The following is a 21,810-nucleotide window of genomic DNA, read 5'->3' as shown; positions in this document are numbered from 1 at the left end:
GCTAGTGTCCGTGAAGCTCCGCTTTGTGCTTTTCGCCTTCCATGGACGAAGCAGAAACGACAGAAAGCGGCTCCCGGATCGGCTCAGGTAAAGAGGACAAGAACAATGCAACCTGATTTCTGGAATGACAAACGCCCGGCCGGCGTACCGCTGGACATCGACATGGGCGAGTTCAAGTCGGTCATTGAAGTGTTTGAGCGTTCCTGCAAGAAGTTCGCTGACCGCCCGGCGTTCAGCAGCATGGGCATCACCCTGACCTACGCCGAACTCGAACGCCAGAGCGCGGCGTTCGCCGGTTACCTGCAGGCCCATACCGATCTGGTGCCGGGGGATCGCATCGCGGTGCAGATGCCCAACGTTCTGCATTATCCGATTGCCGTGTTCGGCGCGCTGCGCGCCGGGCTGATCGTGGTCAACACCAACCCGCTGTACACGCCACGGGAAATGCGCCACCAGTTCAAGGATTCCGGCGCACGCGCACTGGTCTACCTGAATCTGTTCGGGCAAAAAGTCCAGGAAGTGCTGCCCGACACCGACATCCAATATTTGATCGAAGCGAAGATGGGCGACCTGATGCCCACCGCTAAAGGCTGGCTGGTCAACACCGTGGTCAGCAAAGTGAAGAAACTGGTTCCCGAGTATTCGCTGCCGCAAGCGACCTCGTTCAAAAGCGCGCTGCGCATGGGCCGCGGCCTGGGCATCAAACCGCTGAACGTCGGCCTCGATGACATCGCCGTGCTGCAATACACCGGCGGCACCACCGGCCTGGCCAAGGGCGCGATGCTCACCCACGGCAATCTGGTGGCGAACATGCAGCAGGTGCGCGCCTGTCTGGCTCAGCTCGGCCCGGACGGTCAGCCACTGTTGCGCGAAGGCCAAGAGGTGATGATTGCGCCGCTGCCGCTGTACCACATCTATGCCTTCACTGCGAATTGCATGTGCATGATGGTGTCGGGCAACCACAACGTGTTGATCTCCAATCCGCGCGACATCGCCGGCTTCATCAAGGAACTGAAGAACTGGCGCTTCTCGGCGCTGCTGGGTTTGAACACCTTGTTTGTTGCGCTGATGGATCACCCTGATTTCAAGACCCTGGATTTCTCCAGCCTCAAGCTCACCAACTCCGGCGGTACAGCGCTGGTCAAGGCCACCGCCGAGCGCTGGGAGCAGATGACCGGTTGCCGTATCACCGAAGGCTACGGCCTGACCGAAACCTCGCCAGTGGCCTGCACCAACCCTTACGGCGATCAGTCGCGCCTGGGCACTGTGGGCCTGCCGGTGCCGGGTACGCTGGTGAAAATCATCAACGATGACGGCGTCGAGCAGCCGCTGGGCGAGCGCGGCGAGCTGTGCATCAAAGGCCCGCAGATCATGAAGGGCTACTGGAACAAACCCGAGGCCACCGCCGAAGTGCTCGATGCCGAGGGCTGGTTCAAGTCCGGCGACATCGCCGTGATCGACCCGGACGGTTTTGTGCGCATCGTCGATCGCAAGAAGGACATGATCATCGTCTCCGGTTTCAACGTGTACCCCAACGAAATCGAAGACGTGGTCATGGCCCACCCGAAAGTCGCCAACTGCGCGGTCATCGGCGTGCCGGACGAGCGTTCGGGAGAGGCGGTGAAGCTGTTTGTGGTAGCGCGCGAGAGCGGGGTCAGCCTGGAAGAGCTGAAGGCGTACTGCAAAGAGAATTTCACGGCCTACAAGGTGCCGAAACACATCGTGTTGCGTGAGTCGTTGCCGATGACGCCTGTAGGGAAAATTCTGCGGCGCGAGTTGCGGGATATCGCATAAAGGTTACAAGCGAAAAGATCGCAACCTTCGGCAGCTCCTACAGGAAACGCATTCCAAAATGCAGGAGCTGCCGAAGGCTGCGATCTTTTGCTTTTACACCCCATGACTACGGGGCTTTCACGGTTTAATAGGATTTTTGCTCTAAAATGACCGCTTGCAAGTCTTGAGTCATCAATATGACTGTAGGGGCCTCTTTTGGCTCTGGTCGACCCTTGGCAAAGCTGCTACTCTCGGCGCGCTTTGTGACTTCTCGGCCTGTAAAACGCCGGATTCACCAATACAAAACACACACCAATAATAATCGCATCAAATGCGGTGAAGAATTCGCGTTGCTGAGGAGTGGGCTTCCATGATCGAAGACTTTTGGAAGGATAAGTACCCGGCTGGAATCGCAGCCGAGATCAATCCAGACGAGTATCCGAACATTCAGGCAGTGTTGAAGCAATCCTGCCAACGCTTCGCCAACAAACCGGCTTTCAGCAACCTCGGCAAGACAATCACCTACGGTGAGCTGTACGAGCTGTCCGGTGCCTTTGCCGCGTATCTGCAACAGCATACCGACTTGCAGCCCGGCGATCGAATCGCCGTGCAACTGCCCAACGTCCTGCAATACCCGGTCGCGGTCTTCGGTGCCATTCGCGCCGGGCTGATCGTGGTCAACACCAACCCGCTGTACACCGCGCGGGAAATGGAACACCAATTCAATGACTCAGGCGCCAAAGCCCTGGTGTGCCTGGCGAACATGGCGCATCTGGCCGAAGCCGTGGTGCCGAAAACCGGCGTCAAGCACGTCATCGTCACCGAAGTTGCCGACCTGCTGCCGCCGATCAAGCGCCTGCTGATCAACAGCGTCATCAAGTACGTGAAGAAAATGGTCCCGGCCTATCACTTGCCCAAAGCCATCAAATTCAACGACGTCCTGAGCAAGGGCCACGGCCAGCCAGTGGCCGAAGCCAACCCGGACAGCGGCGATGTCGCGGTGCTGCAATACACCGGCGGCACCACCGGCGTAGCCAAGGGCGCGATGCTGACGCACCGCAACCTGGTCGCCAACATGCTGCAATGCAAGGCGCTGATGGGCTCCAACCTCAACGAAGGCTGCGAGATCCTGATCACGCCGCTGCCGCTGTATCACATCTATGCGTTCACCTTTCATTGCATGGCGATGATGCTGATCGGCAACCACAACATTCTGATCAGCAACCCGCGCGACCTGCCGGCGATGGTCAAGGAACTGTCGAAGTGGAAGTTCAGCGGTTTTGTCGGTCTGAACACGCTGTTCGTGGCGCTGTGCAACAACGAAGGTTTCCGCAAGCTGGATTTCTCCGCGCTGAAAGTCACCCTGTCCGGCGGCATGGCCCTGCAACTGGCGGCGGCCGAGCGCTGGAAAGCCGTGACCGGTTGCGCCATCTGCGAAGGCTACGGCATGACCGAAACCAGCCCGGTGGCCACGGTCAACCCGATCCAGCACATCCAGATCGGCACCATTGGCATTCCGGTACCGTCGACCCTGTGCAAAGTCATCGACGATGCCGGTGTCGAGCAGCCGCTGGGCGAGATCGGCGAACTGTGCGTCAAGGGCCCGCAAGTGATGAAGGGTTACTGGCAGCGTCAGGAAGCCACCGATGAAATGCTCGACAGCGACGGCTGGCTGAAAACCGGTGACATCGCGCTGATCCAGCCGGACGGCTACATGCGCATCGTTGATCGCAAGAAGGACATGATTCTGGTGTCTGGCTTCAACGTCTATCCGAACGAACTGGAAGACGTGCTGGCGACTTTGCCGGGCGTGTTGCAGTGTGCGGCGATCGGCGTGCCGGACGAGAAGTCGGGTGAGGCGATCAAGATTTTCATCGTCGCCAAACCGGGAGTGACCCTGACCAAAGAACAGGTCATGGACCACATGCGCGCCAACGTAACCGGCTACAAAGTGCCGCGTTCGGTGGAATTCCGCGATGCGCTGCCGACTACCAACGTCGGCAAGATCCTGCGCCGCGAATTGCGGGATGAAGAGCTGAAGAAGATCAAGGCCAAGTCTGCCGCGTAAATAAAAAGCCCCGCAGATGCGGGGCTTTTTGTTGGTGAACTGATCGTTCCCACGCTCTGCGTGGGAATGCCGCCCCGGACGCTCCGCGTCCAGCACTGCAGGGACGCAGAGCGTCCCGAGATGCATTCCCACGCAGAGCGTGGGAGCGATCAAGTGCAAATCCTACTGACGAAACGGCGCAAAATTCACATTGGTCCCCGCCGGTCGCATGTCCTGCAGATACGAATCCTTGTCCGCACTCAATTCCAGGCTCAGCGCTGCCTTGCGCTTGCCTTCGTTGCGAATCACCAGGCCTTCGAGCTTTTCGCGCAGGAACACCGTCGGCACTTTCAGGTGCAGCAACTCATCGGTGGCCGGGGTGTGCAGCAGCAAGTGAATCCACTCGTACTGACCGATGGCCAGACGCGACACCGGCAGGTCGAACCACCAGATGTTGCGGTTACGGTTCAGTTCGGCGAAGTGGCAGTTGTTGGTGCCGAGCACGGCGCCGCCCAGTTCCTGGTTGCGACGGGCGATGGCCTGGGTTTTATTGAGCTTCATGACATTCCTGCGAATCGGTGTGCCGGGCTCAGCGCCCGTAGGCTGAGCATTCTCGGGGCAACGCCGGCAAACATAAAGCGCAACCTGCATGCCACGACGAAATGCCTGCAAAATAAATGAAACTCGGCGCAAAGCGCACCGGTCAATCGTTACGTAATGACTTTTCTTCCCTTTATGCTTCACGGAGAAACACCATGAGTAGCACAGGCGATAAAGTAAAAGGCATGGCCAACGAAGCCGTCGGCAATATCAAGCAAGGCGTCGGCAAAGCTACTGATAACGACAAGATGCGCGCCGAAGGCAAGGTTCAAGAGAAAAAAGGTGAAGCCCAGCAAGCGGTCGGCAACGCCAAGGACGCTGTGAAAAAGGGCGTCGACAAGGCGTAAGCGAGCCTTGAACGAATCACACGAGCGGCCATCCAAGGATGGCCGTTTTTGTATCAGAACCCTGCGGTTATCCGCCGAAGGATCGCCAAGTAGGCTACCTTGAGGTAAAAAACGGCCCCTGAGTCGCCACGACTTCAACCTTTTGCGGCGCAAGGAGACGCGAATGATATTTCCGGACATGAAAGGTCTGCCCCTGCACCGGGTGATGGTGCGCACGGTCACTGAGTTCGTCGATGACGAAATGTCGACCTACGCCTCGGCATTGGCCTACCAGATGCTGTTCTCGCTCTTCCCGTTCATTCTTTTCCTGATCGCCCTGATCGGTTTCCTGCACCTGCCGGATTTCTTCTCCTGGCTGCGTCTGCAATCCGAACTGGTGCTGCCGCCGCAGGCGCTGGAGCAGGTCAACCCGGTGATCGACCAGTTGCAGCAATCCAAGGGTGGCCTGCTGTCGATCGGTATCGTGATTGCCCTGTACACCGCGTCTGCCGGCGTGCGCCTGATGATGAGCGCGATGAATGCCGCCTACGACGTAGTCGAAGGCCGGCCGATCTGGAAGCGTTTCCCGTTGTCGATCGTCTATACCGTCGGCATCGCCGGGATGCTGCTGATCGCCGCTGCGCTGATGGTGCTCGGGCCGCAGGTGATGGGCTGGATTGCCGCACAAGTGGGGCTGGAATACTTCATCGTCACGGTGTGGACGATCGCCCGCTGGCCAGTGATCGTGATTCTGATGATGGTCGCAGTGGCGCTGATCTATTACGTGATGCCCGACGTCAAACAGGAATTCCGTTTCATCACCCCAGGCTCGGTGTTGGCCGTGGTGGTGTGGATCCTTGCCTCGTTGGGGTTTGCCTTCTACGTGAAAACCTTCGCCAACTACAACGCGATGTATGGCAGCATCGGGGCGATCATCGTGCTCTTGCTGTATTTCTATATTTCCGCGGCGGTGCTGTTGCTCGGCGCGGAGATGAACGCGGTGATCGAGCACATGTCCGCCGAAGGCAAGGAAAAGGGCGAAAAAGCCCCTGGCGAGCCTGACGAATCCCCCAAACAACACGTCTCGGGCCTGGGCCGCGATCATTCGCTCAAGCCGGACACTGACGAAGCCCGAACATGATTCGTGAAATTCTGAAAATGGGTGATGAGCGCCTGCTGCGCATCGCCGCGCCGGTACCACCGGAAATGTTCAACAGCGCCGAGCTCTGGCAATTGATCGATGACATGTTCCAGACCATGGAAAGCGTCGGCGGCGTTGGCCTCGCGGCGCCGCAGATCGGCGTCGACCTGCAACTGGTGATCTTCGGCTTCGAACACAGCGAGCGTTACCCGGATGCTGAAGCAGTGCCGCAGACGATCCTGATCAATCCGCTGATCACGCCGTTGAATCCGCTGATGGAAGAGGGCTTCGAAGGCTGTCTTTCGGTGCCGGGCCTGCGCGGTGCGGTGGATCGCTATCAGCAGATTCGCTACGAAGGCTTTGATCCGAAGGGCGAGCCGATTGTGCGAGTGGCCTCGGGGTTTCATGCACGGGTGGTGCAGCATGAATGCGATCACCTGATCGGCCGGCTGTATCCGTCGCGGATTACCGATTTCAGCAAATTCGGCTTTACCGAAGTGCTGTTTCCGGACCTTGATCCCAACGTTGACGATTAACCAGAATCAAAAGATCGCAGCCTTCGGCAGCTCCTACAGGGATCGGTGTAGGAGCTGCCGAAGGCTGCGATCTTTTGATCTTCAAACTAGCCCCATCGCAATCATCGGCTTGCTCCGCGCATACCGGCTCAACCGCTCAGCCATCGCCTGCGGCAGCGGCGGATCGAAGCTGAAGCCACGCCGCTCATAAAACCCGCGCAGATCCGGATGGCAGAACAGCCACACCGGCTCGTCCACCTTAGCAACCGCCGCCGTGATCAGTTGCGCAGCAATTCCCTGCTCGCGACACCCCGGATCAACAAACAACCCCGTCAGCCAGTGCCCACCGGATACCGGCCGCAGACACAGCGCCGCAACGATCTCGCCGCGCCTTGCCACCCACAACTGCGCCTCACGCACGGCTTTCATCGAGGATTGGTGGCTGCGGTAGAACTTGTTCATCAGCGGCCACAACGATTCGTCGAGCTGGCTGTAGTGGATGTCGGACATGGTTCGGGCTGTCGCTGCGAAAAGCGCCGATTATAAAAGAACGCGCGCTTCGGGATAGGTGTATACCTGAACTCACACCCCTGTGAGTGGAGTACCGATCATGTCCAAAGGTATGGATTCAAAGAAAGCCGCGAAGAAGAAGCCGGCCAAGACCGCCATCGAAAAACGCGCAGAGAAGAAAGCCAAGAAGGTCGACATCTTCGGCCATTAAGCAATCCCTACGGGAGCCCGTTTCGCGGGCTTCCGCTTCGCTGGCGAAAACGCCCGTTTTCGCCACACTGTCTCCCGCGCTGAACCGTTTCTTGTGCAAAAAATGCCAGATACTGGCCGACTAGTGGCCTTGCGCCCGGCGTCGGGATGGCTATGCTTTGCAGGTAACTAACCATGTCGACCGTCATGCCAACAGGGCGGCGGTACCAGGTTGGTCCGTGATTCATGCTGCCAGAGTGCGCAATCCAAGGCACCGACACTGAACCAACAAGGAGCGTCATCTAAATGGAAGTTCTTCTACGCGTTAGGGCTGGCCCGCTTGCGGGCTATCAAGAAAAGGATGTCTTGATCAGAGCGTCGCTGCAGGGACCCTCCGATTGATCATCATTTATCACCTGACAACTTCCTCCCGTGGAGGAAGGCGTGTGCCTGTTCTGTGGAACGTAGTGATGGATCTTGCAAGACCTGAACTTTCATCAAATCAAAAGAACGCGCGGAAGGTGATACAACCATGTTCAACCTACATCACAAGGCTGACCTGCGGGAAATCGAGCGTTTCAGCTGTGCGCTGACCGAGGCCAACGCGAAAATAGAGGCAATCAGCCGCTCGATGGCGATGATCGAGTTCACCCCGGACGGCATCGTTCTCGACGCCAATGAGAACTTCTGCAAGACCATGGGCTACAGCGCCGAAGAAGTGCGCGGCAAACACCATCGGATCTTCTGCGAAGAAAGCTTTTATCGCAGCGAGGACTACGCGAAGTTGTGGCGTGACCTGGCCCGTGGTGAACCGTTCAGCGGCACTTTTCTGCGCCTGAACAAGAGCGGCCGGGAGATCTGGCTTGAAGCCAGCTACATGCCGGTGTTCGGGCCCGACAAACAGGTCAGAAGTGTGATCAAGGTCGCGGCGGACATCACCGCGCGCATCAACAAAGAACATGAAGAAGAAGCCATGCTGGCGGCGATCGGCCGTTCCATGGCGGTGATCGAGTTCACCCCCGAAGGCCATGTCATCCGCGCCAACGACAACTTTCTGCAGACCATGCAGTACGCGCACCCTGAAATTGTCGGCCAGCACCACAGCCTGTTCTGTCACCGCGCCGAAGCCGAATCTGCGCAGTACAAAGCGTTCTGGGCTTCGCTCAATCGCGGCGAATATCACTCGCACCGTTTCGAGCGCAAGAACAAGTCCGGGCAGATGGTTTATCTGGAAGCCTCGTACAACCCGCTGTTCGACGCCAAGGGCCGCTTGTACAAAGTGGTCAAGTTCGCCAGCGACATCACCAAGCAGATGACCACCCTGCAGAACGCTGCGGAATCGGCCCACAGCACCTCGGTACAAAACGACGCCTGCGCGCAAAAAGGCTCACAAGTCGTGCAGCAGACCGTGCAGATCATTCAGGACATTTCCCGCGATCTGAACGAAGCGGCGGTGAGCATCGATGCGGTCAGCAAACAGTCGGACATCATCGGCACCATCGTCCAGACCATTCGCGGCATTGCCGATCAGACCAACCTGCTGGCACTCAATGCCGCGATCGAAGCGGCGCGTGCCGGTGAGCATGGACGCGGTTTTGCCGTCGTCGCCGATGAGGTGCGCAGCCTCGCCGCGCGGACCAGTCAGGCCACTCTGGAAATTGTCGACGTGGTGCGCAAGAACCACGACCTGTCGCTGAGCGCAGTGTCGAGCATGCAGTCGAGCCTGAGCCGCACCGGGCTGGGCGTGGAGCTGGCGAACGAGGCGGGCGAGGTAATCCTCGAGATTCAGCAGGGCTCGCGGCATGTGGTGGATGCGATCAGTCAGTTCAATGAAACCCTGCAATTGAACTGAGCTGTTCAACGTCACCAATAGCCAATGTGGGAGCGAGCCTGCTCGCGAAAGCGTTATGTCAGCCAGCACATGTCTTTCTGATACGACGCCTTCGCGAGCAGGCTCGCTCCCACAGGTGAGTCCTGCGTTGGCCTTCAACGATGAGCAATATTCTCCAGCGCCAGATTACGCGTTCGTGGGCCGAACCAGCCGATGGTCAGCATCACGATCAGCATGCTGCTGACGATAAACGCCAGTACCCCCGGCGTGCCGAAATTATCCAGGAACATGCCGATCAGCAGACTGCTGAACACCGTCGACAAGCGACTGAACGAATAGCAGAACCCGACCGCGCGGGCGCGGATGTTGGTCGGGAACAGTTCGCTCTGGTAGGAGTGATAACTGAAGCTCAACCAGGCGTTGCAGAAGGTGATCATCACGCCGCAGAAAATCAGCCCGAACGCGCTGCTCTGCAGGGCGAACAGGGTGCCGAAGGTCATCGCGCCGAGGGCCGAGCCGACGATCTGCCATTTGTTTTCGAAGCGGTTGGCGAACTTCACAAACAGCAACGGCCCGAGCGGGTAGGCGAGGGTGATGATGAAGGCGTACATCAAACTGTGGGTGACGCTCACGCCTTGCCCCGAAAGCAGCGCCGGCAACCAGTTGCCGAAACCGAAGAAACCGATCGCCTGAAAGATGTGGAAGACGATCAACATCAATGCGCGGCGGCGGTAGGGCGGCTGCCAGATATCGGCGAAGCGGCCCTTGCCTTCGACATCGACGGGCACCGGTTCCGGCGCATCCAGCGCTTTGCCGTAATCCTTGGCGCAGCGCGCTTCGAGATGGTCGAGGATCCGGTTGGCCTCATCAAAGCGACCATGCTGCGCCAGCCAGCGCGGCGATTCCGGCAGACGCTTGCGCAGCCACCAGATAAACAGCGCAAAAACCGCGCTGGCCAACACCACCCAACGCCAGCCGGAAATGCCGAACGGCGCTTGCGGCACCAGCCACCACGACATCAAGGCCACCGCCGGCACCGAGAGGAACTGCACGAAAAACGCAAAGGCGAACGCCGAGCTGCGCATGCGTTTAGGAACCAGTTCCGAGAGGTAGGCATCGATCGTCACCAATTCGATACCCAAGCCGATGCCGACCAGAAAGCGCATGCCGATGATGCCCAGCGCCGAGGTCTGAATGCCCATCAGCACTGTCGCCACCGTGTACCAGATCAGCGCGAAGGTGAAGATCGCCCGGCGGCCGAAACGATCCGCCAGCGGACTAAGCAGGCTGGCGCCGAGGAATAGGCCGAGGAACGTCGCCGAGGCAAACGCCGCCTGATCGGAGAAACCGAACACCCCCTGATTGCCCGTGGCGAACAAGCCGTCGCGAATCAGCCCAGGACTGATGTAGGCGGTCTGGAACAGATCGTAGAGTTCGAAAAATCCGCCGATCGACAGCAGCGCCACCAGACGCCAGATGGTAGCAACGGCGGGCAGCCGATCGATGCGGGCGGAAATTTCGGCGGCGCGTACCGGGTCGATGCCATCACTGGGCGCGGCGGCGGGAGCGTGAGCAGTCATAGGCTGATCCATTTTTTATTGATGGAAAAGCTTAGCCTGCTATCGGTGTTAGCGGATTGTGAATGTCGGCGGTTTAACAGGTTGAACCGCTGATTTCTCGCAATATCTGCTTACGAATTAGCGATTTATGTCGCAGCGGCAGAATCCGGCAACGCCGAGCTCGGCAGGCCGAAGATCCGGTCGAACATCCAGTTGAACACGAAGGTGTAGCACGGGATGAAAATGATCAGTGCCAGATCCAGCAGGAACGCCTGCACCAGACTGATGTTCATCCACCACGCGATCAACGGAATCAGAAACACGATCAGCGTCAGTTGAAAGCCGACGGCGTGGGCGATACGTCGTTTGACCGTACGGGTGCGCGAGACCTGGCGACTTTCCCAGCGCTCGAACAACGAGGTGTAAATGAAATTCCAGGTCACGGCGATGCTGGTGATGATCACCGCCAGCGGCCCGGTGCTGCCCGGCGATGTGCCCGATAACAGTGCCAGACCAAGTGCCGAGAAGGTCATGCCGATCACTTCGTAGAGCGACACGTAGACCAGTTTGCGTTTCACGCCTTGCATGCAGATTTGCCTCTTTCTTGCCGAATGTTGGCCAGCAGGGCTGGCGAAGGCGGCGAAAGATAGCTTCAATAGACCTGACAGAAAAAGTCGGTAGCTTTCAGTTTTATTGATAGGGCAGGCATTTGAATTTCAGCAGCGACAGCATCGAATTATTTCTCGCGGTGATCGAACGCGGCTCGTTCTCCGCTGCCGCGCGGCAGTTGGGCAAGGTGCCCTCCGCGGTGAGCATGGGCATTGCCAATCTTGAAGCGGAACTCGGTTACCCGCTGTTCGACCGCAGTCATCGCGAGCCGCAACCCACGGCGATGGCGCAGTCGTTGGTGCCGCACGCGCGACTGATCGCCGAGCAGCTCAAGCAGCTGCAAGTGCACGCGGTGGAGCTGTCGTTGGGACTGGAAAGCAGGTTGTCGATCGGCGTGGTTGCGGACGTTGATCGGCGGCGCTTGCTGGCAGCGATCAAGGTGATTGCCGAGCGGCATCCGTTGCTCGACATCGAAGTGCTGACTGCGCCGCAGGATGATGTGCTGGCGATGTTGCACAGTGGCCGGGTCAGGGTGTGCCTGGCGTTCGCCGGTTTGAGCGTGAATGCGCTGGAGCGGTTCCAGTTTGTCGGCAGCGAACGGATGATCGCCACGCTGGCGGCGGACAGCCCGTTGTTGCAGGGGCGGGATGTGTTTCTTGAAGATCTGGTGCAGGTGCGGCAGATCATCGTCGCCAGCCGTGACTTGCCGATCAGCGAGACGCGGCCGTTGGTGGCTGAGTCTTACTGGCGTACGGACAATCTTGAGACGGCAATGGAAATGGTCGAAGCGGGGTTGGGCTGGGGTAATTTTCCGCTGTCGGTGGTACAGCCGTGGCTGGACACGGGACGCTTGAAGCGGCTGAATTTTCGCAACATCGAAAATGGCCTGGTGCTGCCGGTGCACGCGGTGTGGCTCAAGAGCCAGCCATTGCAGAAGGGCGCGCAGGCCCTGGTTGACCTGCTCAGCCATTGAACGCAACACAAAACCCCTGTAGGAGCTGCCGAAGGCTGCGATCTTTTGATCTTGTTCTTGAAAGCAAAATCAAAAGATCGCAGCCTTCGGCAGCTCCTACAGGGGATCGCGTGAGGGTCAGGTACTCTCGCGCACCTTCAGCTCAAACCCCATATCCTCCACCGGCCGCGCCACTTTGTTGCCCGCCATCAACGTGAGCATCTGCTCCGCTGCGCGCCGGCCGATCGCCTCGCGCGGGGTGTTGATGCTGCTCAGGCGCGGCACCATGTGTTCGGACATCGGCAAGTCGTTGAAACCGAGGATCGCCACTTGCTCGGGAATTTTGATGCCATTGCGCAACGCTTCCAGCAGCGCACCTTGGGCCAGGTCATCGTTGCCGAAGAAAATCGCATCTACATCCGGGTGCGCCGCCAGCAATTGCAAAAACAACTCGCCACCCAAGCCCACAGACGAAGCACGCGGTGTCAGCACTTCCAGATCCGGGTCGTAACGGCCCGCCTTCTGCAACGCCTTGCGGAAGCCTTCACCGCGCAACAACGTGCGCTGATCCAGCTGCGCACCAATGTAGGCCAAGCGCTTGCGTCCGCGAGACAGAAGGTGTTCGGCGGCAGTTTCCCCGGCGCTCAACTGCGAGAAACCCACGCAATTGACTCCGGCAGCACTGTCCAGCTCCATCATGTACACGCAAGGAATGTTGCTGGCCTCGATCATCCGCCGCGAACTTTCCGTGCGATCAAAACCGGTCAGCAGAAACCCGCGCGGCTGATAGGCCATGTAGTTGCGCAGCAGGTTTTCTTCTTCATCGCGCGAATAGTGGAAGTTGCCGATCAGCACTTCGAAGCCCTTGGGCGTCAGCACCCGATGAATGGCTTCCAGGGTGTCGATGAACAGCAGGTTGGACAGCGACGGCACCAGCACCACCACCGAATGGCTCTGCGCCGAGGCCAGTGCGCGGGCGGCGGGGTTGACCACGTAATTGAGTTCGAGCGCGGCTTTCTGCACTTTTTCCACCAGTTCGGTGGCTACCGTGCTCACCCCGCGCAAGGCGCGCGAGGCAGTGATCGGGCTGACGCCGGCCAGGCGGGCTACTTCATTAAGGGTCGGACGGCCGGTGGTGCGGGTATTTTTATCGTTCTTGGGGGAGGTCATCGGGCGGCTTGCCAAACAAAAATCAAGGCACTAAGGTAGCGCTGTCCTGATGCAGCTGCAAATGCGTGAGCGCGGTCCTGCCTGATCTGTGCTTTTTGGCGTCGGGAACAAACCTGCTGCAACCCAAAAAAACGACAAGAAGGCGTCGGCAACTTCTGCCTGTGCACTAGAGTCATAGCTAGCAAAGGTAGCGCTGTCTGCGCGCTGAGGTGTTATATGAGTCATCCCATCACCGCCCTGGTCATCATGGGCGTTGCCGGTTGCGGCAAGACGTGCGTCAGCCAGGCCCTGTGCCAATTGAGCGGCGCCACTGCCATTGAAGGCGATACTTTTCATCCGGCCGCGAACATCGAAAAGATGAGCGCGGGGATCCCCCTGAACGACGAAGACCGCGCTGGCTGGCTCGACAGCCTGTGCGATGAACTGCGTCGCGTCGATGCCCAAGGCCAGCGCCCGGTATTGACCTGCTCCGCCCTTAAACACAGCTATCGCGAACGTCTGCGCAGTGCCTTGCCGGGCCTGGGTTTCGTGTTTCTTGAATTGACCCCGGAAGTCGCCGCCGAGCGTGTATCGCACCGCCCGGGCCACTTCATGCCGGCGACGTTGATCGAAAGCCAGTTCGCCACCCTCGAATCGCCCAAGGGCGAGCCGCTGACTCTGCCGCTCAATGCCTCGATTCACAGCGTCGAAGAGCTGGCCCTGCAGGCTCACGTCTGGTGGCAGGCCAACGGTCTGAAACAGGCGGTATGAGTATGTTGAAAAAGACAGCGCTGTCCTCCCGACTTCTGTTCAACCCGCTTTAATAACAACAACAATCCAGGAGACACCCCCCATGTTTGGCATGTCCCACGAGACGTTCCTGCTGCTCGATGCGGTGGTCACGGTAATCGGCCTGATTATCCTGATCACCAAATTCAAGATTCACCCGTTCATTGCCCTGACCATCGCCGCCGCGTTCCTCGGCCTGACCTCGGGCATGCCGATCAACACCATCATCAAGGCGTTCCAGGACGGCTTCGGTGGCGTGCTCGGTTTCGTCGGCATCATCCTCGCCCTGGGCACCATGCTCGGCAAAATGATGGCCGAATCCGGCGGCGCCGATCAGATCGCCCAGACCCTGATCCGCGCCTTCGGCAAGGACAAAGTCCAGTGGGCAATGATGTTCGCCGCGTTCCTGGTGGGCATCCCGCTGTTCTTCGAAATCGGCTTCGTGCTGCTGATTCCGCTGGTGTTCATCGTTGCCCGTCGTACCGGTGTGTCGATCATCAAGATCGGTATCCCGCTGCTCGCCGGCCTCTCTGCGGTGCACGGGCTGGTACCGCCGCACCCGGGCCCGCTGCTGGCCATCGGCGTGTTTGGCGCTGACATCGGCAAGACCATTCTGTACGGTCTGATCGTCGCGCTGCCGACGGCAATCATTGCCGGTCCGATCTTTGGTACCTTCATCGCCAAGCACATCCCGGGTCACCCGAATCAGGAGCTGGTCGATCAACTGGCCCGTGAAAACGATTCGGCCAACCTGCCGAGCTTCAGCATTACTCTGGTCACCGTGCTGCTGCCGGTGTTCCTGATGCTGCTGAAAACCTTCGCGGACGTGGCGCTGCCGGACGGCAACTTCTTCCGTATCTGGATGGACATGATCGGCCACCCGATCTCCGCACTGCTGCTGGCGTTGCTGCTGTCGCTGTACACCTTCGGCTACAAGCAGGGCATCGGTTCCAACCAGATGCTCAAATGGCTCGACGCAAGCCTGGCGCCTACCGCTGCGATCATTCTGATCATCGGTGCCGGCGGTGGCTTCAAGCAGATGCTGGTGACCAGCGGCGTGGGTGACGTGATCGGCCACATGGCGGTCAGCGCGCAGATCTCGCCGATCCTGCTGGCGTGGCTGGTGGCGGCGGTAATCCGTATCGCCACCGGTTCGGCGACCGTGGCGACCATCACTGGCGCCGGCATTGTGGTGCCGGTTGTCGGCATGATTCCGGGCGTCAACCGTGAGCTGCTGGTGCTGGCCACCGGCGCCGGCTCGCTGATTCTGTCTCACGTCAACGACGCCGGTTTCTGGCTGGTCAAGCAGTACTTCAACATGACCGTGGCCGAAACCTTCAAGACCTGGACCGCGATGGAGACCATTCTGTCGGTAGTGGGCCTGGGCTTCATCCTGCTGTTGTCGCTGTTCGTATAAGCGGCAGTTTGCAGGCACAAAAAAACCGCAGTGATGCGGTTTTTTTGTGGGCGTGGACTTCCTGCTTGATCGTTCCCACGCCCCGCGTGGGAATGTAGCCCGGGACGCTCCGCGTCCCAAAGCGGACGCAGAGCGTCCATTGAGGCATTCCCACGCAGAGCGTGGGAACGATCAGAGGTGTGCCACTTATTTCGAGGCCAGGCCATCCGCGCGGAACATCCCGCGAATCCCGCGCACGGCCTGACGAATCCGATCCTGGTTTTCGATCAGGGCAAAGCGCACGTGATCATCGCCGTACTCACCAAAGCCAACCCCCGGCGAGACGCAGACCTTGGCCTCGGCCAGCAGTTTCTTGGCGAACTCCAGCGAACCCAGATGCGCATACGCCTCGGGAATCTTCGCCCACACATACATCGACGCCTTTGGATTCTCGACCATCCAGCCCAGCTCATGCAGGCCTTTGACCAGCACGTTGCGACGCTGACGATACTGCTCGGCGATGTCGCGCACGCATTGCTGATCACCTTCCAGCGCAGCAATCGCCGCCACTTGCAGCGGGGTGAAGGTGCCGTAGTCGTGGTAGCTCTTGATCCGCGCCAGGGCGCTGACCAGTTCCGGGTTGCCGACCATGAAACCAATGCGCCAGCCGGCCATGTTGTAGCTCTTGGACAGGGTGAAAAACTCCACCGCAATGTCCTTGGCCCCCGGCACCTGCATGATCGACGGGGCTTTCCAGCCGTCGTAGACGATGTCGGCATAAGCCAGGTCGTGGATGACCAACACGTCGTATTGCTTGGCCAGGGCGATCACCCGCTCGAAGAAATCCAGCTCCACGCATTGCGCGGTCGGGTTCGACGGGAAACCGAGGATCATCATTTTCGGCTTGGGGATCGAGCCGCGAATGGCCCGCTCCAGCTCATCGAAGAAATCCACCCCCGGCACCAGCGGCACCGAACGCACCTGGGCGCCGGCAATCACCGCACCGTAGATGTGAATCGGATAGCTCGGGTTCGGCACCAGCACGGTGTCGCCCTGGTCCAGGGTCGCCAGCATCAAATGCGCCAGGCCTTCCTTGGAACCGATGGTGACAATGGCTTCGCTTTCCGGGTCGATATCGACTTCGTAGCGCTGCTTGTACCAGTTGGAAATCGCCCGGCGCAGGCGCGGGATGCCCTTGGACGTCGAGTAACCGTGGGTGTCCTCACGTTGGGCGACCTGCACCAGTTTTTCGACAATGTGCGGCGGGGTGGCGCCGTCGGGATTGCCCATGCTCAGGTCGATGATGTCTTCACCACGGCGGCGAGCGGCCATTTTCAGCTCGGCGGTGATGTTGAAAACGTAAGGGGGGAGTCGATCTATGCGCGCAAAGCGGCGCGGCGAACCTTGTTCGGCCATTGTTGCCTCGGATAACGTAAGCGCCCGGAACCGTCCGAGCGACGCTGGTCACTGCGGTGACCTGTGGCGGAAGATAAGGGCAGTGATGGCATACTGTCCAGCGCGGTTGTAAACATTTTTTTCAAGGAAAATCGGTCAATGGAATTCACCAGCGGCTTCTTGCTGAGCCTTTCGCTGTGCCTGGATATCGGCGTAGCCAACATCGCGATGATCACCCTGGCCATGCAGCGCGGCTACTTTCAGGGCTTCGCTCTGGGCCTGGGCACCTGCGTCGGTGACCTGATCTATGCGGTGCTGGCCTTGGCCGGCATGACCGTTTTGCTGCAATACGAAACCGTGCGCTGGGTGCTATGGATCGGCGGTTCGGCGCTGCTGATCTACTTCGCGGCGAAGATGATTTATTCGGCGATTCACCACGAAGCGCTGCTGGCGGAAACCGCGGAAGTGGGGCAGAACTCCCATCGCAAGGAATTCTTTCGCGGCATCTTTCTCGCCATGTCGTCGCCGAGTGCGATTCTCTGGTTTGCTGCGGTCGGCGGCACGTTGATCGCCCGGTCCGGTGGCGGTGGTCCGTTGAGTTCGGCGCTGTTTCTCGGTGGTTTTCTCTGCGCCGGGCTGCTGTGGTCGGCCGGTCTGTGCTTCGCGGCAAGCCACGGCGGCAAGCTGCTGGGTGACAAGCTTCTGCGCTACTCCTATCTGGCATCGGCGGCGATCTTCTGTTATTTCGCGGTGTACGTGATCGTATCTGGCTACAACGAGTTTGTCGGCTCGGGCGCCGTCGAGCAGTTGCATTCGCTGTAAACGTGCGAAACGGGTCGGGCTTTCTATACTCCCAGCCGAATCCACTTTTCCGTTCTGAGGAGTCGCGTCATGGATGAACAACAACGCGTCGAGATAACCGAGCCTCGCTTCGAACACGGGCAATTTCTGCTGATTGCCGGTTTCGGCGGGCGATTCACTCAGGAGACCACCGAAGACATTCCCGCGTTGTGGGAAAAACTGATCCCGCACTTGGGAAAAATCCCCGCGCAAGTCAATGAAGTGACCTATGGCGTTTGCTGCAATGCGGATGGCGAGGGCGGTTTCGAATACATCGCCGGGGTGCAGATCGACAAGCTCGACGACCTGCCGGAAAAGTACCGCTGGGTTGAAATCCAGCCGCAGCAATATGCGGTGTTTGAGCACAAGGGGTCACTGGCGCAACTCCCTGACACCTTCCAGTACATCTGGAACACTTGGCTGCCGCAGTCCGGCCACGAAGCGGCGGACGCCCCGGAATTCGAGCGCTACAGCGAGGATTACAACCCGAAACTCAATACCGGCACGCTGGAAATCTGGCTGCCGATCAAGGCCTGAGCGGCGTAACAATCGAGGCGGAGCATGTCCACCACCGGTGGTTGTGCCTTATGCTGGCGGGCCTTGTTTCCACAGATTTTTGAGCTGCCATGAACACCGTGATCCGCAACGTCAGCGCCGCCGACCTGGACCGCTGCTACGCCATCGAAACCGTTGCCTACGAAGGCGACGAAGCCGCCACCCGCGAAAAGATCGCCACGCGCATCGCCACCTGGCCGGACGGCTTCATCGTCGCCGAGGTGGACGGCGTGGTCGCCGGTTTCATCAATTCCGGCGCGGCGTTCGACGTGCAGATGTCCGACGAAGCCTTCAAGGAACTGATCGGCCACGACCCGAAAGGCCCGAACGTGGTGATCATGTCGGTGGTGGTGCACCCGGATTACCAAGGGCAGGGCCTGGCCAAGCGCCTGCTCGCCGAATTCATCGAGCGCATGCGCGCCATGGACAAAGCGACAATTCATCTGATGTGCAAAGAGCAGCACATTGCGCTGTATGCCGGCTTTGGCTTTGCCTACATCAAGCCGTCCGAGTCCGACCACGGCGGCATGGCGTGGCACGAGATGATCCTGACCCTCTGAAGCCCACACCTATCGAAACTGCCTGATCGTTCCCACGCTCCGCGTGGTAATGCAGCCGGGGACGCTCCGCGTCCCAAAACCGTGACGCAGAGCGTCACAAAGAGGCGTTCCCACGCGGAGCGTGGGAACGATCAGGGGATACTCAGAAGAACAGCCCCATGCGCCGCTCGTAACCGATCCGGCCCTTGTACGCTTCGCCGCTGTCGACGTAGCCATGCCTGGCATACAGCGCAATTGCCGCCTCGTTATCAGCGTCCACCGACAATTCCAGCCCCTTGATTTCCGGCCACGCTTCACGGGCGACAGCGGGCAGCGCTTGCAGGCACGCCTTGCCGTAACCCTTGCCCTGCGCGCGCCGATCGACCTGCAGAGCATGCAACGTGGCGCTGTGTTCGTCGGCCCAGTCGGGCAACACCGGCGGGCGCTTGAGCAGCAGAAACGCTACCGGTACGTCGTCCGCCAGGAGGGCAAAACCCTTTACCCCGGGGCCGGGCTTCGACAGCAGGGTGTGCAGGGCACCGTGGATGTCGCCGGAGAACTTGATCTGCTCGGGGTGAATTTCAATCGACTCGACTTGCTCACGCTGCAATGGGCTGAGGCTGTCGTAAGGCACGAGTTGGGCTGACACGGGAATTTCCTTTTTCCTACAAGGATTGAAGCTCGGATTCTAGCGACATTGTCGTCAGTGAATTTTTTTTGTTTGCCCTGTCGATCTGCGCAAAGGGCAAACGACTAAGGGTGTCTTCACAACAAAAACCACGGAGAACACCATGAGCGTACAAAGCGAAATCCAGACTCTGATCAATACCTATCGCGAAGCGGTAATGGGCAAGGACGTCGAAAAAGTCATGGCCCTGTACGCCGACGACATCGTCTCGTTCGATGCGATCAAGGCCCTGCAATTCAAAGGCAAAGCGGCCTACCGCGCGCACTGGGTCGAGTGCATGGAAATGTGCCCCGGCCCGCACATCTTCGAGTTCCACGAAGTCGCCATCGAAAGCGCCGACAACATCGCTTTCGCCCACTGGGTGGCCAATTGCGGCGGCACCAACGACAAGGGCGAAACCCAGAGTTGCTGGATGCGTGTGACCGCCTGTTATCGGCAAGTCGGCGGGGCGTGGAAGATTGCCCATGAGCACTGGTCGGCACCGTTCGATCCGATGAGCGGCGCGACGCTGTTCGATGTAACCCCCTGATCTTCAGCCATAGTTGATCCGTTCGAATCAGGAGAGCGCCATGAAATACCTATGCCTGGTCTACAGCGATGAACGCCTGCTGCATACCTCGCCCGACAGCCCGGAGGACGCCGAATGCTGGGCCTACGCCGAGTCGATTCAGGGCAGCGGGCGGATGATCGCCGCCGAAGCGCTGGAATCGGTAGAGACCGCCACCACGGTACGCATGCGCAACGGCAAGTTGTCGATCACCGACGGGCCTTTCGCTGAAACCAAGGAGCAACTGGCCGGTTTCTACCTGATCGATGCCAAGGATCTCAACGAAGCGATTCAGGTCGCCGGCAATATTCCGGCAGCCCGGGTCGGCAGCGTTGAAGTGCGTCCGGTGCGGCAGTTGAATGTCTGACGTCAGGGCGCGGGTCGAGCAGGTCTACCGCGAGGATTCGCGGCGGATTCTGGCCACGCTGATCCGCCTGCTCGGTGATTTCGACCTCGCCGAAGAAGCCTTGCACGAGGCGTTCTTCGTCGCGGTCGAGCGCTGGCAACGCGACGGCGTGCCAGACAACCCGCGTACCTGGCTGGTCTCCACCGGACGTTTCAAAGCCATCGATGTGCTGCGCCGGCGCGCGCGGTTCAAGGCGTCGCAACCGTTGCTGATGGCGCAACTCGATGAGCTGGAACAGGCTGACTGGAGTGGCGAAGACGTGGAAGACGATCGCTTGCGGCTGATCTTCACCTGCTGCCACCCGGCCCTGGCGGCGGATGCGCAAGTACCGCTGACCTTGCGCGAAGTCTGCGACCTCACCACCGAGGAAATCGCCCGCGCTTTTCTCTCGGCGCCGGCGGCGATTGCCCAGCGCATCGTGCGCGCGAAAGCCAAGATCCGCGACGCGAAAATCCCCTATCAAGTACCCACGCTGAACGAATTGCCCGAGCGCCTCGACAGCGTATTGCGGGTGATTTATCTGGTGTTCAACGAAGGCTATTCGGCCTCGGTCGGTGCCGAGCTGACCCGCGAGGATCTGACGCGCGAAGCGATTCGGCTGGGGCGCTTGTTGATGGAGTTGCTGCCTGAGCCGGAAGTCATGGGTCTGCTGGCGCTGATGCTGCTGCATGAATCACGCCGGCCGGCACGAACCTCGCCGAGCGGTGAACTGGTGTTGCTCGACGATCAGGATCGCTCGTTGTGGGATGCCCGGTTGATGGCCGAAGGCTGCGCGCTGGTCGAGCACGCGCTGAGCACGCGACGCTTCGGGCCGTATTGCCTGCAAGCGGCGATTGCAGCGGTGCATGCGGAAGCGCCGTCGGCGGCGGAAACGGACTGGCAGCAGATTGTCGGTCTGTATGACGTGCTGCTGCGCGCGGTGCCGTCGCCAGTGATCGAGCTGAACCGCGCGGTGGCGGTGGCCAAACGGGATGGAGCGTTGGCCGGGTTGTTGTTGGTAGAAGGGATTTTGGCGGGTGGGGAGTTGCAGGATTACCACTTGGCGCATTCGGCGCGGGCGGAGTTTTGCCGGCAGTTGGGCCGGGTGGAGCAGGCGCGGGCCGCGTATCAGCGGGCGCTGGAGCTGACGCGGCAGGAGCCGGAGCGGCGGTTTATTCGAGGACGGATCATGGCGCTGGAAATGCTCTGACCTTGGCGCTCTGGCGATTGTGGGCAGTCTGTGGATTGCCCTCACCCTAACCCTCTCCCAAAGGGAGAGGGGACTGATCGGGGGATATTGGAGGGATTCACCGACTTGAACGAATTGTCTTGAATCCATAATCGATAAGGTTTTTCAGGTCGATGCATAACGCCAGACACCTCGGTCGGTCCCCTCTCCCAAAGGGAGAGGGGACCGATTGGGGGATATTGGAGGGATTCACCGACTTGAACGAATTGTCTTGAATCCATAATCG

22 protein-coding genes are annotated in these 21,810 nt (G+C 59.6%); 15 read left to right on the top strand and 7 right to left on the bottom strand.

The annotated features are described in order from the left end of the window. Positions 1-105 precede the first annotated feature (105 nt). Together fadD2 and fadD1 are read left to right on the top strand one after the other, a co-directional pair. The gene (gene fadD2, locus D8U60_RS11455; RefSeq protein WP_024014054.1) at positions 106-1,794 is read left to right on the top strand and encodes a long-chain-fatty-acid--CoA ligase FadD2; all 1,689 of its coding nucleotides are present in this window, start codon (positions 106-108) and stop codon (positions 1,792-1,794) included. A 349-nt stretch (positions 1,795-2,143) separates the two neighbouring features. Then, positions 2,144-3,841, top strand: a complete 1,698-nt coding sequence (gene fadD1, locus D8U60_RS11450) for a long-chain-fatty-acid--CoA ligase FadD1 (protein WP_024014053.1) — start codon at positions 2,144-2,146, stop codon at positions 3,839-3,841. Positions 3,842-4,003: 162 nt separating this feature from the next. Here the strand turns inward: fadD1 and D8U60_RS11445 are convergent, their stop codons facing one another. Then, a complete protein-coding gene (locus D8U60_RS11445) occupies positions 4,004-4,381 on the bottom strand; it encodes a hypothetical protein (protein ID WP_016775519.1) in 378 nt (125 codons plus the stop codon). Between the two features lie 194 nt (positions 4,382-4,575). Here D8U60_RS11445 and D8U60_RS11440 point away from each other — a divergent pair, with 194 nt between their 5' ends. From D8U60_RS11440 to def, 3 genes are all read left to right on the top strand, one after another. Further along, positions 4,576-4,767: a CsbD family protein gene (locus D8U60_RS11440; protein WP_016775518.1), complete on the top strand. Its 192-nt coding sequence runs from the start codon at positions 4,576-4,578 to the stop codon at positions 4,765-4,767. A gap of 163 nt (positions 4,768-4,930) precedes the next feature. Continuing rightward, the gene (locus tag D8U60_RS11435; protein ID WP_130900160.1) at positions 4,931-5,887 is read left to right on the top strand and encodes a YihY/virulence factor BrkB family protein; all 957 of its coding nucleotides are present in this window, start codon (positions 4,931-4,933) and stop codon (positions 5,885-5,887) included. Continuing rightward, a complete protein-coding gene (gene def, locus D8U60_RS11430) occupies positions 5,884-6,423 on the top strand; it encodes a peptide deformylase (RefSeq protein ID WP_016773546.1) in 540 nt (179 codons plus the stop codon). Before D8U60_RS11435 ends, def begins: the two co-directional genes overlap by 4 nt. Positions 6,424-6,504: 81 nt before the next feature. Here def and D8U60_RS11425 read toward each other — a convergent pair whose 3' ends face one another. After that, complete coding sequence (locus D8U60_RS11425) at positions 6,505-6,912, bottom strand: GNAT family N-acetyltransferase (protein WP_122700277.1); 408 nt, start codon at positions 6,910-6,912, stop codon at positions 6,505-6,507. 721 nt (positions 6,913-7,633) lie between these two features. Between D8U60_RS11425 and D8U60_RS11415 the strand changes: the two genes are divergently transcribed. Continuing rightward, on the top strand, positions 7,634-8,953 hold the full coding sequence (locus D8U60_RS11415) for a PAS domain-containing methyl-accepting chemotaxis protein (protein ID WP_130900159.1): 1,320 nt from the start codon (positions 7,634-7,636) through the stop codon (positions 8,951-8,953). Between the two features lie 134 nt (positions 8,954-9,087). On the opposite strand, the gene D8U60_RS11410 is transcribed toward D8U60_RS11415, so the two are convergent. Continuing rightward, positions 9,088-10,512: an MFS transporter gene (locus tag D8U60_RS11410; protein ID WP_130900158.1), complete on the bottom strand. Its 1,425-nt coding sequence runs from the start codon at positions 10,510-10,512 to the stop codon at positions 9,088-9,090. 125 nt (positions 10,513-10,637) lie between these two features. Further along, complete coding sequence (locus D8U60_RS11405; protein WP_130900157.1) at positions 10,638-11,078, bottom strand: PACE efflux transporter; 441 nt, start codon at positions 11,076-11,078, stop codon at positions 10,638-10,640. A 122-nt stretch (positions 11,079-11,200) separates the two neighbouring features. On the opposite strand from D8U60_RS11405, the gene D8U60_RS11400 reads away from it, so the two are divergent. Beyond that, positions 11,201-12,073: a LysR family transcriptional regulator gene (locus D8U60_RS11400; RefSeq protein WP_110602469.1), complete on the top strand. Its 873-nt coding sequence runs from the start codon at positions 11,201-11,203 to the stop codon at positions 12,071-12,073. A gap of 117 nt (positions 12,074-12,190) precedes the next feature. Here D8U60_RS11400 and D8U60_RS11395 read toward each other — a convergent pair whose 3' ends face one another. Then, positions 12,191-13,222 carry a LacI family DNA-binding transcriptional regulator gene (locus D8U60_RS11395; RefSeq protein ID WP_024014046.1) on the bottom strand — a complete coding sequence of 344 codons (1,032 nt, stop codon included), beginning with the start codon at positions 13,220-13,222 and terminating at the stop codon, positions 12,191-12,193. 216 nt (positions 13,223-13,438) lie between these two features. On the opposite strand from D8U60_RS11395, the gene D8U60_RS11390 reads away from it, so the two are divergent. Both D8U60_RS11390 and D8U60_RS11385 read left to right on the top strand, forming a co-directional pair. Continuing rightward, positions 13,439-13,972: a gluconokinase gene (locus D8U60_RS11390; protein WP_016773550.1), complete on the top strand. Its 534-nt coding sequence runs from the start codon at positions 13,439-13,441 to the stop codon at positions 13,970-13,972. 82 nt (positions 13,973-14,054) lie between these two features. After that, entirely contained in the window at positions 14,055-15,407 is a 1,353-nt protein-coding gene (locus D8U60_RS11385; protein WP_016773551.1) for a GntP family permease, read from the top strand. 186 nt (positions 15,408-15,593) lie between these two features. On the opposite strand, the gene alaC is transcribed toward D8U60_RS11385, so the two are convergent. Next, positions 15,594-16,802, bottom strand: coding sequence for an alanine transaminase (gene alaC, locus D8U60_RS11380; protein ID WP_071173329.1), 1,209 nt, complete (start codon positions 16,800-16,802; stop codon positions 15,594-15,596). A gap of 138 nt (positions 16,803-16,940) precedes the next feature. On the opposite strand from alaC, the gene D8U60_RS11375 reads away from it, so the two are divergent. The 3 genes from D8U60_RS11375 to D8U60_RS11365 all read left to right on the top strand — a co-directional run bounded on the left by D8U60_RS11375 (position 16,941) and on the right by D8U60_RS11365 (position 18,736). Further along, complete coding sequence (locus tag D8U60_RS11375; protein ID WP_016773553.1) at positions 16,941-17,603, top strand: LysE family translocator; 663 nt, start codon at positions 16,941-16,943, stop codon at positions 17,601-17,603. 69 nt (positions 17,604-17,672) lie between these two features. Next, positions 17,673-18,158 carry a GyrI-like domain-containing protein gene (locus D8U60_RS11370; protein ID WP_073472062.1) on the top strand — a complete coding sequence of 162 codons (486 nt, stop codon included), beginning with the start codon at positions 17,673-17,675 and terminating at the stop codon, positions 18,156-18,158. 89 nt (positions 18,159-18,247) lie between these two features. Continuing rightward, the gene (locus D8U60_RS11365; RefSeq protein WP_024014042.1) at positions 18,248-18,736 is read left to right on the top strand and encodes an N-acetyltransferase; all 489 of its coding nucleotides are present in this window, start codon (positions 18,248-18,250) and stop codon (positions 18,734-18,736) included. A 142-nt stretch (positions 18,737-18,878) separates the two neighbouring features. On the opposite strand, the gene D8U60_RS11360 is transcribed toward D8U60_RS11365, so the two are convergent. Then, entirely contained in the window at positions 18,879-19,364 is a 486-nt protein-coding gene (locus D8U60_RS11360; RefSeq protein ID WP_024014041.1) for a GNAT family N-acetyltransferase, read from the bottom strand. A gap of 142 nt (positions 19,365-19,506) precedes the next feature. Here D8U60_RS11360 and D8U60_RS11355 point away from each other — a divergent pair, with 142 nt between their 5' ends. From D8U60_RS11355 to D8U60_RS11345, 3 genes are read left to right on the top strand one after another with little or no spacing between them, the layout of a single operon-like run. Next, on the top strand, positions 19,507-19,932 hold the full coding sequence (locus D8U60_RS11355) for a nuclear transport factor 2 family protein (RefSeq protein ID WP_130900156.1): 426 nt from the start codon (positions 19,507-19,509) through the stop codon (positions 19,930-19,932). A 40-nt stretch (positions 19,933-19,972) separates the two neighbouring features. Further along, positions 19,973-20,317, top strand: coding sequence for a YciI family protein (locus D8U60_RS11350; protein WP_024014039.1), 345 nt, complete (start codon positions 19,973-19,975; stop codon positions 20,315-20,317). Then, entirely contained in the window at positions 20,310-21,545 is a 1,236-nt protein-coding gene (locus D8U60_RS11345) for an RNA polymerase sigma factor (RefSeq protein ID WP_130900155.1), read from the top strand. The genes D8U60_RS11350 and D8U60_RS11345 overlap by 8 nt, the downstream gene beginning before the upstream one ends. Positions 21,546-21,810: the final 265 nt, after the last annotated feature.

The sequence above is a fragment of the Pseudomonas sp. Sample_11 genome, from assembly GCF_004307505.1.
Lineage (GTDB): Bacteria > Pseudomonadota > Gammaproteobacteria > Pseudomonadales > Pseudomonadaceae > Aquipseudomonas > Aquipseudomonas atacamensis.
This window is presented reverse-complemented; position numbering and strand designations above follow the sequence as displayed.

Bases quoted from the DNA above. Each gene is read 5' to 3' on its own strand.
- D8U60_RS11375 (WP_016773553.1), top strand. From the start codon at position 16,941: ATGGAATTCACCAGCGGCTTCTTGCTGAGCCTTTCGCTGTGCCTGGAT.
- D8U60_RS11390 (WP_016773550.1), top strand. From the start codon at position 13,439: ATGAGTCATCCCATCACCGCCCTGGTCATCATGGGCGTTGCCGGTTGC.
- D8U60_RS11425 (WP_122700277.1), bottom strand. From the start codon at position 6,912: ATGTCCGACATCCACTACAGCCAGCTCGACGAATCGTTGTGGCCGCTG.
- D8U60_RS11415 (WP_130900159.1), top strand. From the start codon at position 7,634: ATGTTCAACCTACATCACAAGGCTGACCTGCGGGAAATCGAGCGTTTC.
- D8U60_RS11345 (WP_130900155.1), top strand. From the start codon at position 20,310: ATGTCTGACGTCAGGGCGCGGGTCGAGCAGGTCTACCGCGAGGATTCG.
- D8U60_RS11350 (WP_024014039.1), top strand. From the start codon at position 19,973: ATGAAATACCTATGCCTGGTCTACAGCGATGAACGCCTGCTGCATACC.
- D8U60_RS11385 (WP_016773551.1), top strand. From the start codon at position 14,055: ATGTTTGGCATGTCCCACGAGACGTTCCTGCTGCTCGATGCGGTGGTC.
- D8U60_RS11395 (WP_024014046.1), bottom strand. From the start codon at position 13,222: ATGACCTCCCCCAAGAACGATAAAAATACCCGCACCACCGGCCGTCCG.
- def (WP_016773546.1), top strand. From the start codon at position 5,884: ATGATTCGTGAAATTCTGAAAATGGGTGATGAGCGCCTGCTGCGCATC.
- D8U60_RS11440 (WP_016775518.1), top strand. From the start codon at position 4,576: ATGAGTAGCACAGGCGATAAAGTAAAAGGCATGGCCAACGAAGCCGTC.
- D8U60_RS11435 (WP_130900160.1), top strand. From the start codon at position 4,931: ATGATATTTCCGGACATGAAAGGTCTGCCCCTGCACCGGGTGATGGTG.
- D8U60_RS11445 (WP_016775519.1), bottom strand. From the start codon at position 4,381: ATGAAGCTCAATAAAACCCAGGCCATCGCCCGTCGCAACCAGGAACTG.
- D8U60_RS11405 (WP_130900157.1), bottom strand. From the start codon at position 11,078: ATGCAAGGCGTGAAACGCAAACTGGTCTACGTGTCGCTCTACGAAGTG.
- fadD1 (WP_024014053.1), top strand. From the start codon at position 2,144: ATGATCGAAGACTTTTGGAAGGATAAGTACCCGGCTGGAATCGCAGCC.
- D8U60_RS11370 (WP_073472062.1), top strand. From the start codon at position 17,673: ATGGATGAACAACAACGCGTCGAGATAACCGAGCCTCGCTTCGAACAC.
- D8U60_RS11355 (WP_130900156.1), top strand. From the start codon at position 19,507: ATGAGCGTACAAAGCGAAATCCAGACTCTGATCAATACCTATCGCGAA.
- alaC (WP_071173329.1), bottom strand. From the start codon at position 16,802: ATGGCCGAACAAGGTTCGCCGCGCCGCTTTGCGCGCATAGATCGACTC.
- D8U60_RS11410 (WP_130900158.1), bottom strand. From the start codon at position 10,512: ATGACTGCTCACGCTCCCGCCGCCGCGCCCAGTGATGGCATCGACCCG.
- fadD2 (WP_024014054.1), top strand. From the start codon at position 106: ATGCAACCTGATTTCTGGAATGACAAACGCCCGGCCGGCGTACCGCTG.
- D8U60_RS11365 (WP_024014042.1), top strand. From the start codon at position 18,248: ATGAACACCGTGATCCGCAACGTCAGCGCCGCCGACCTGGACCGCTGC.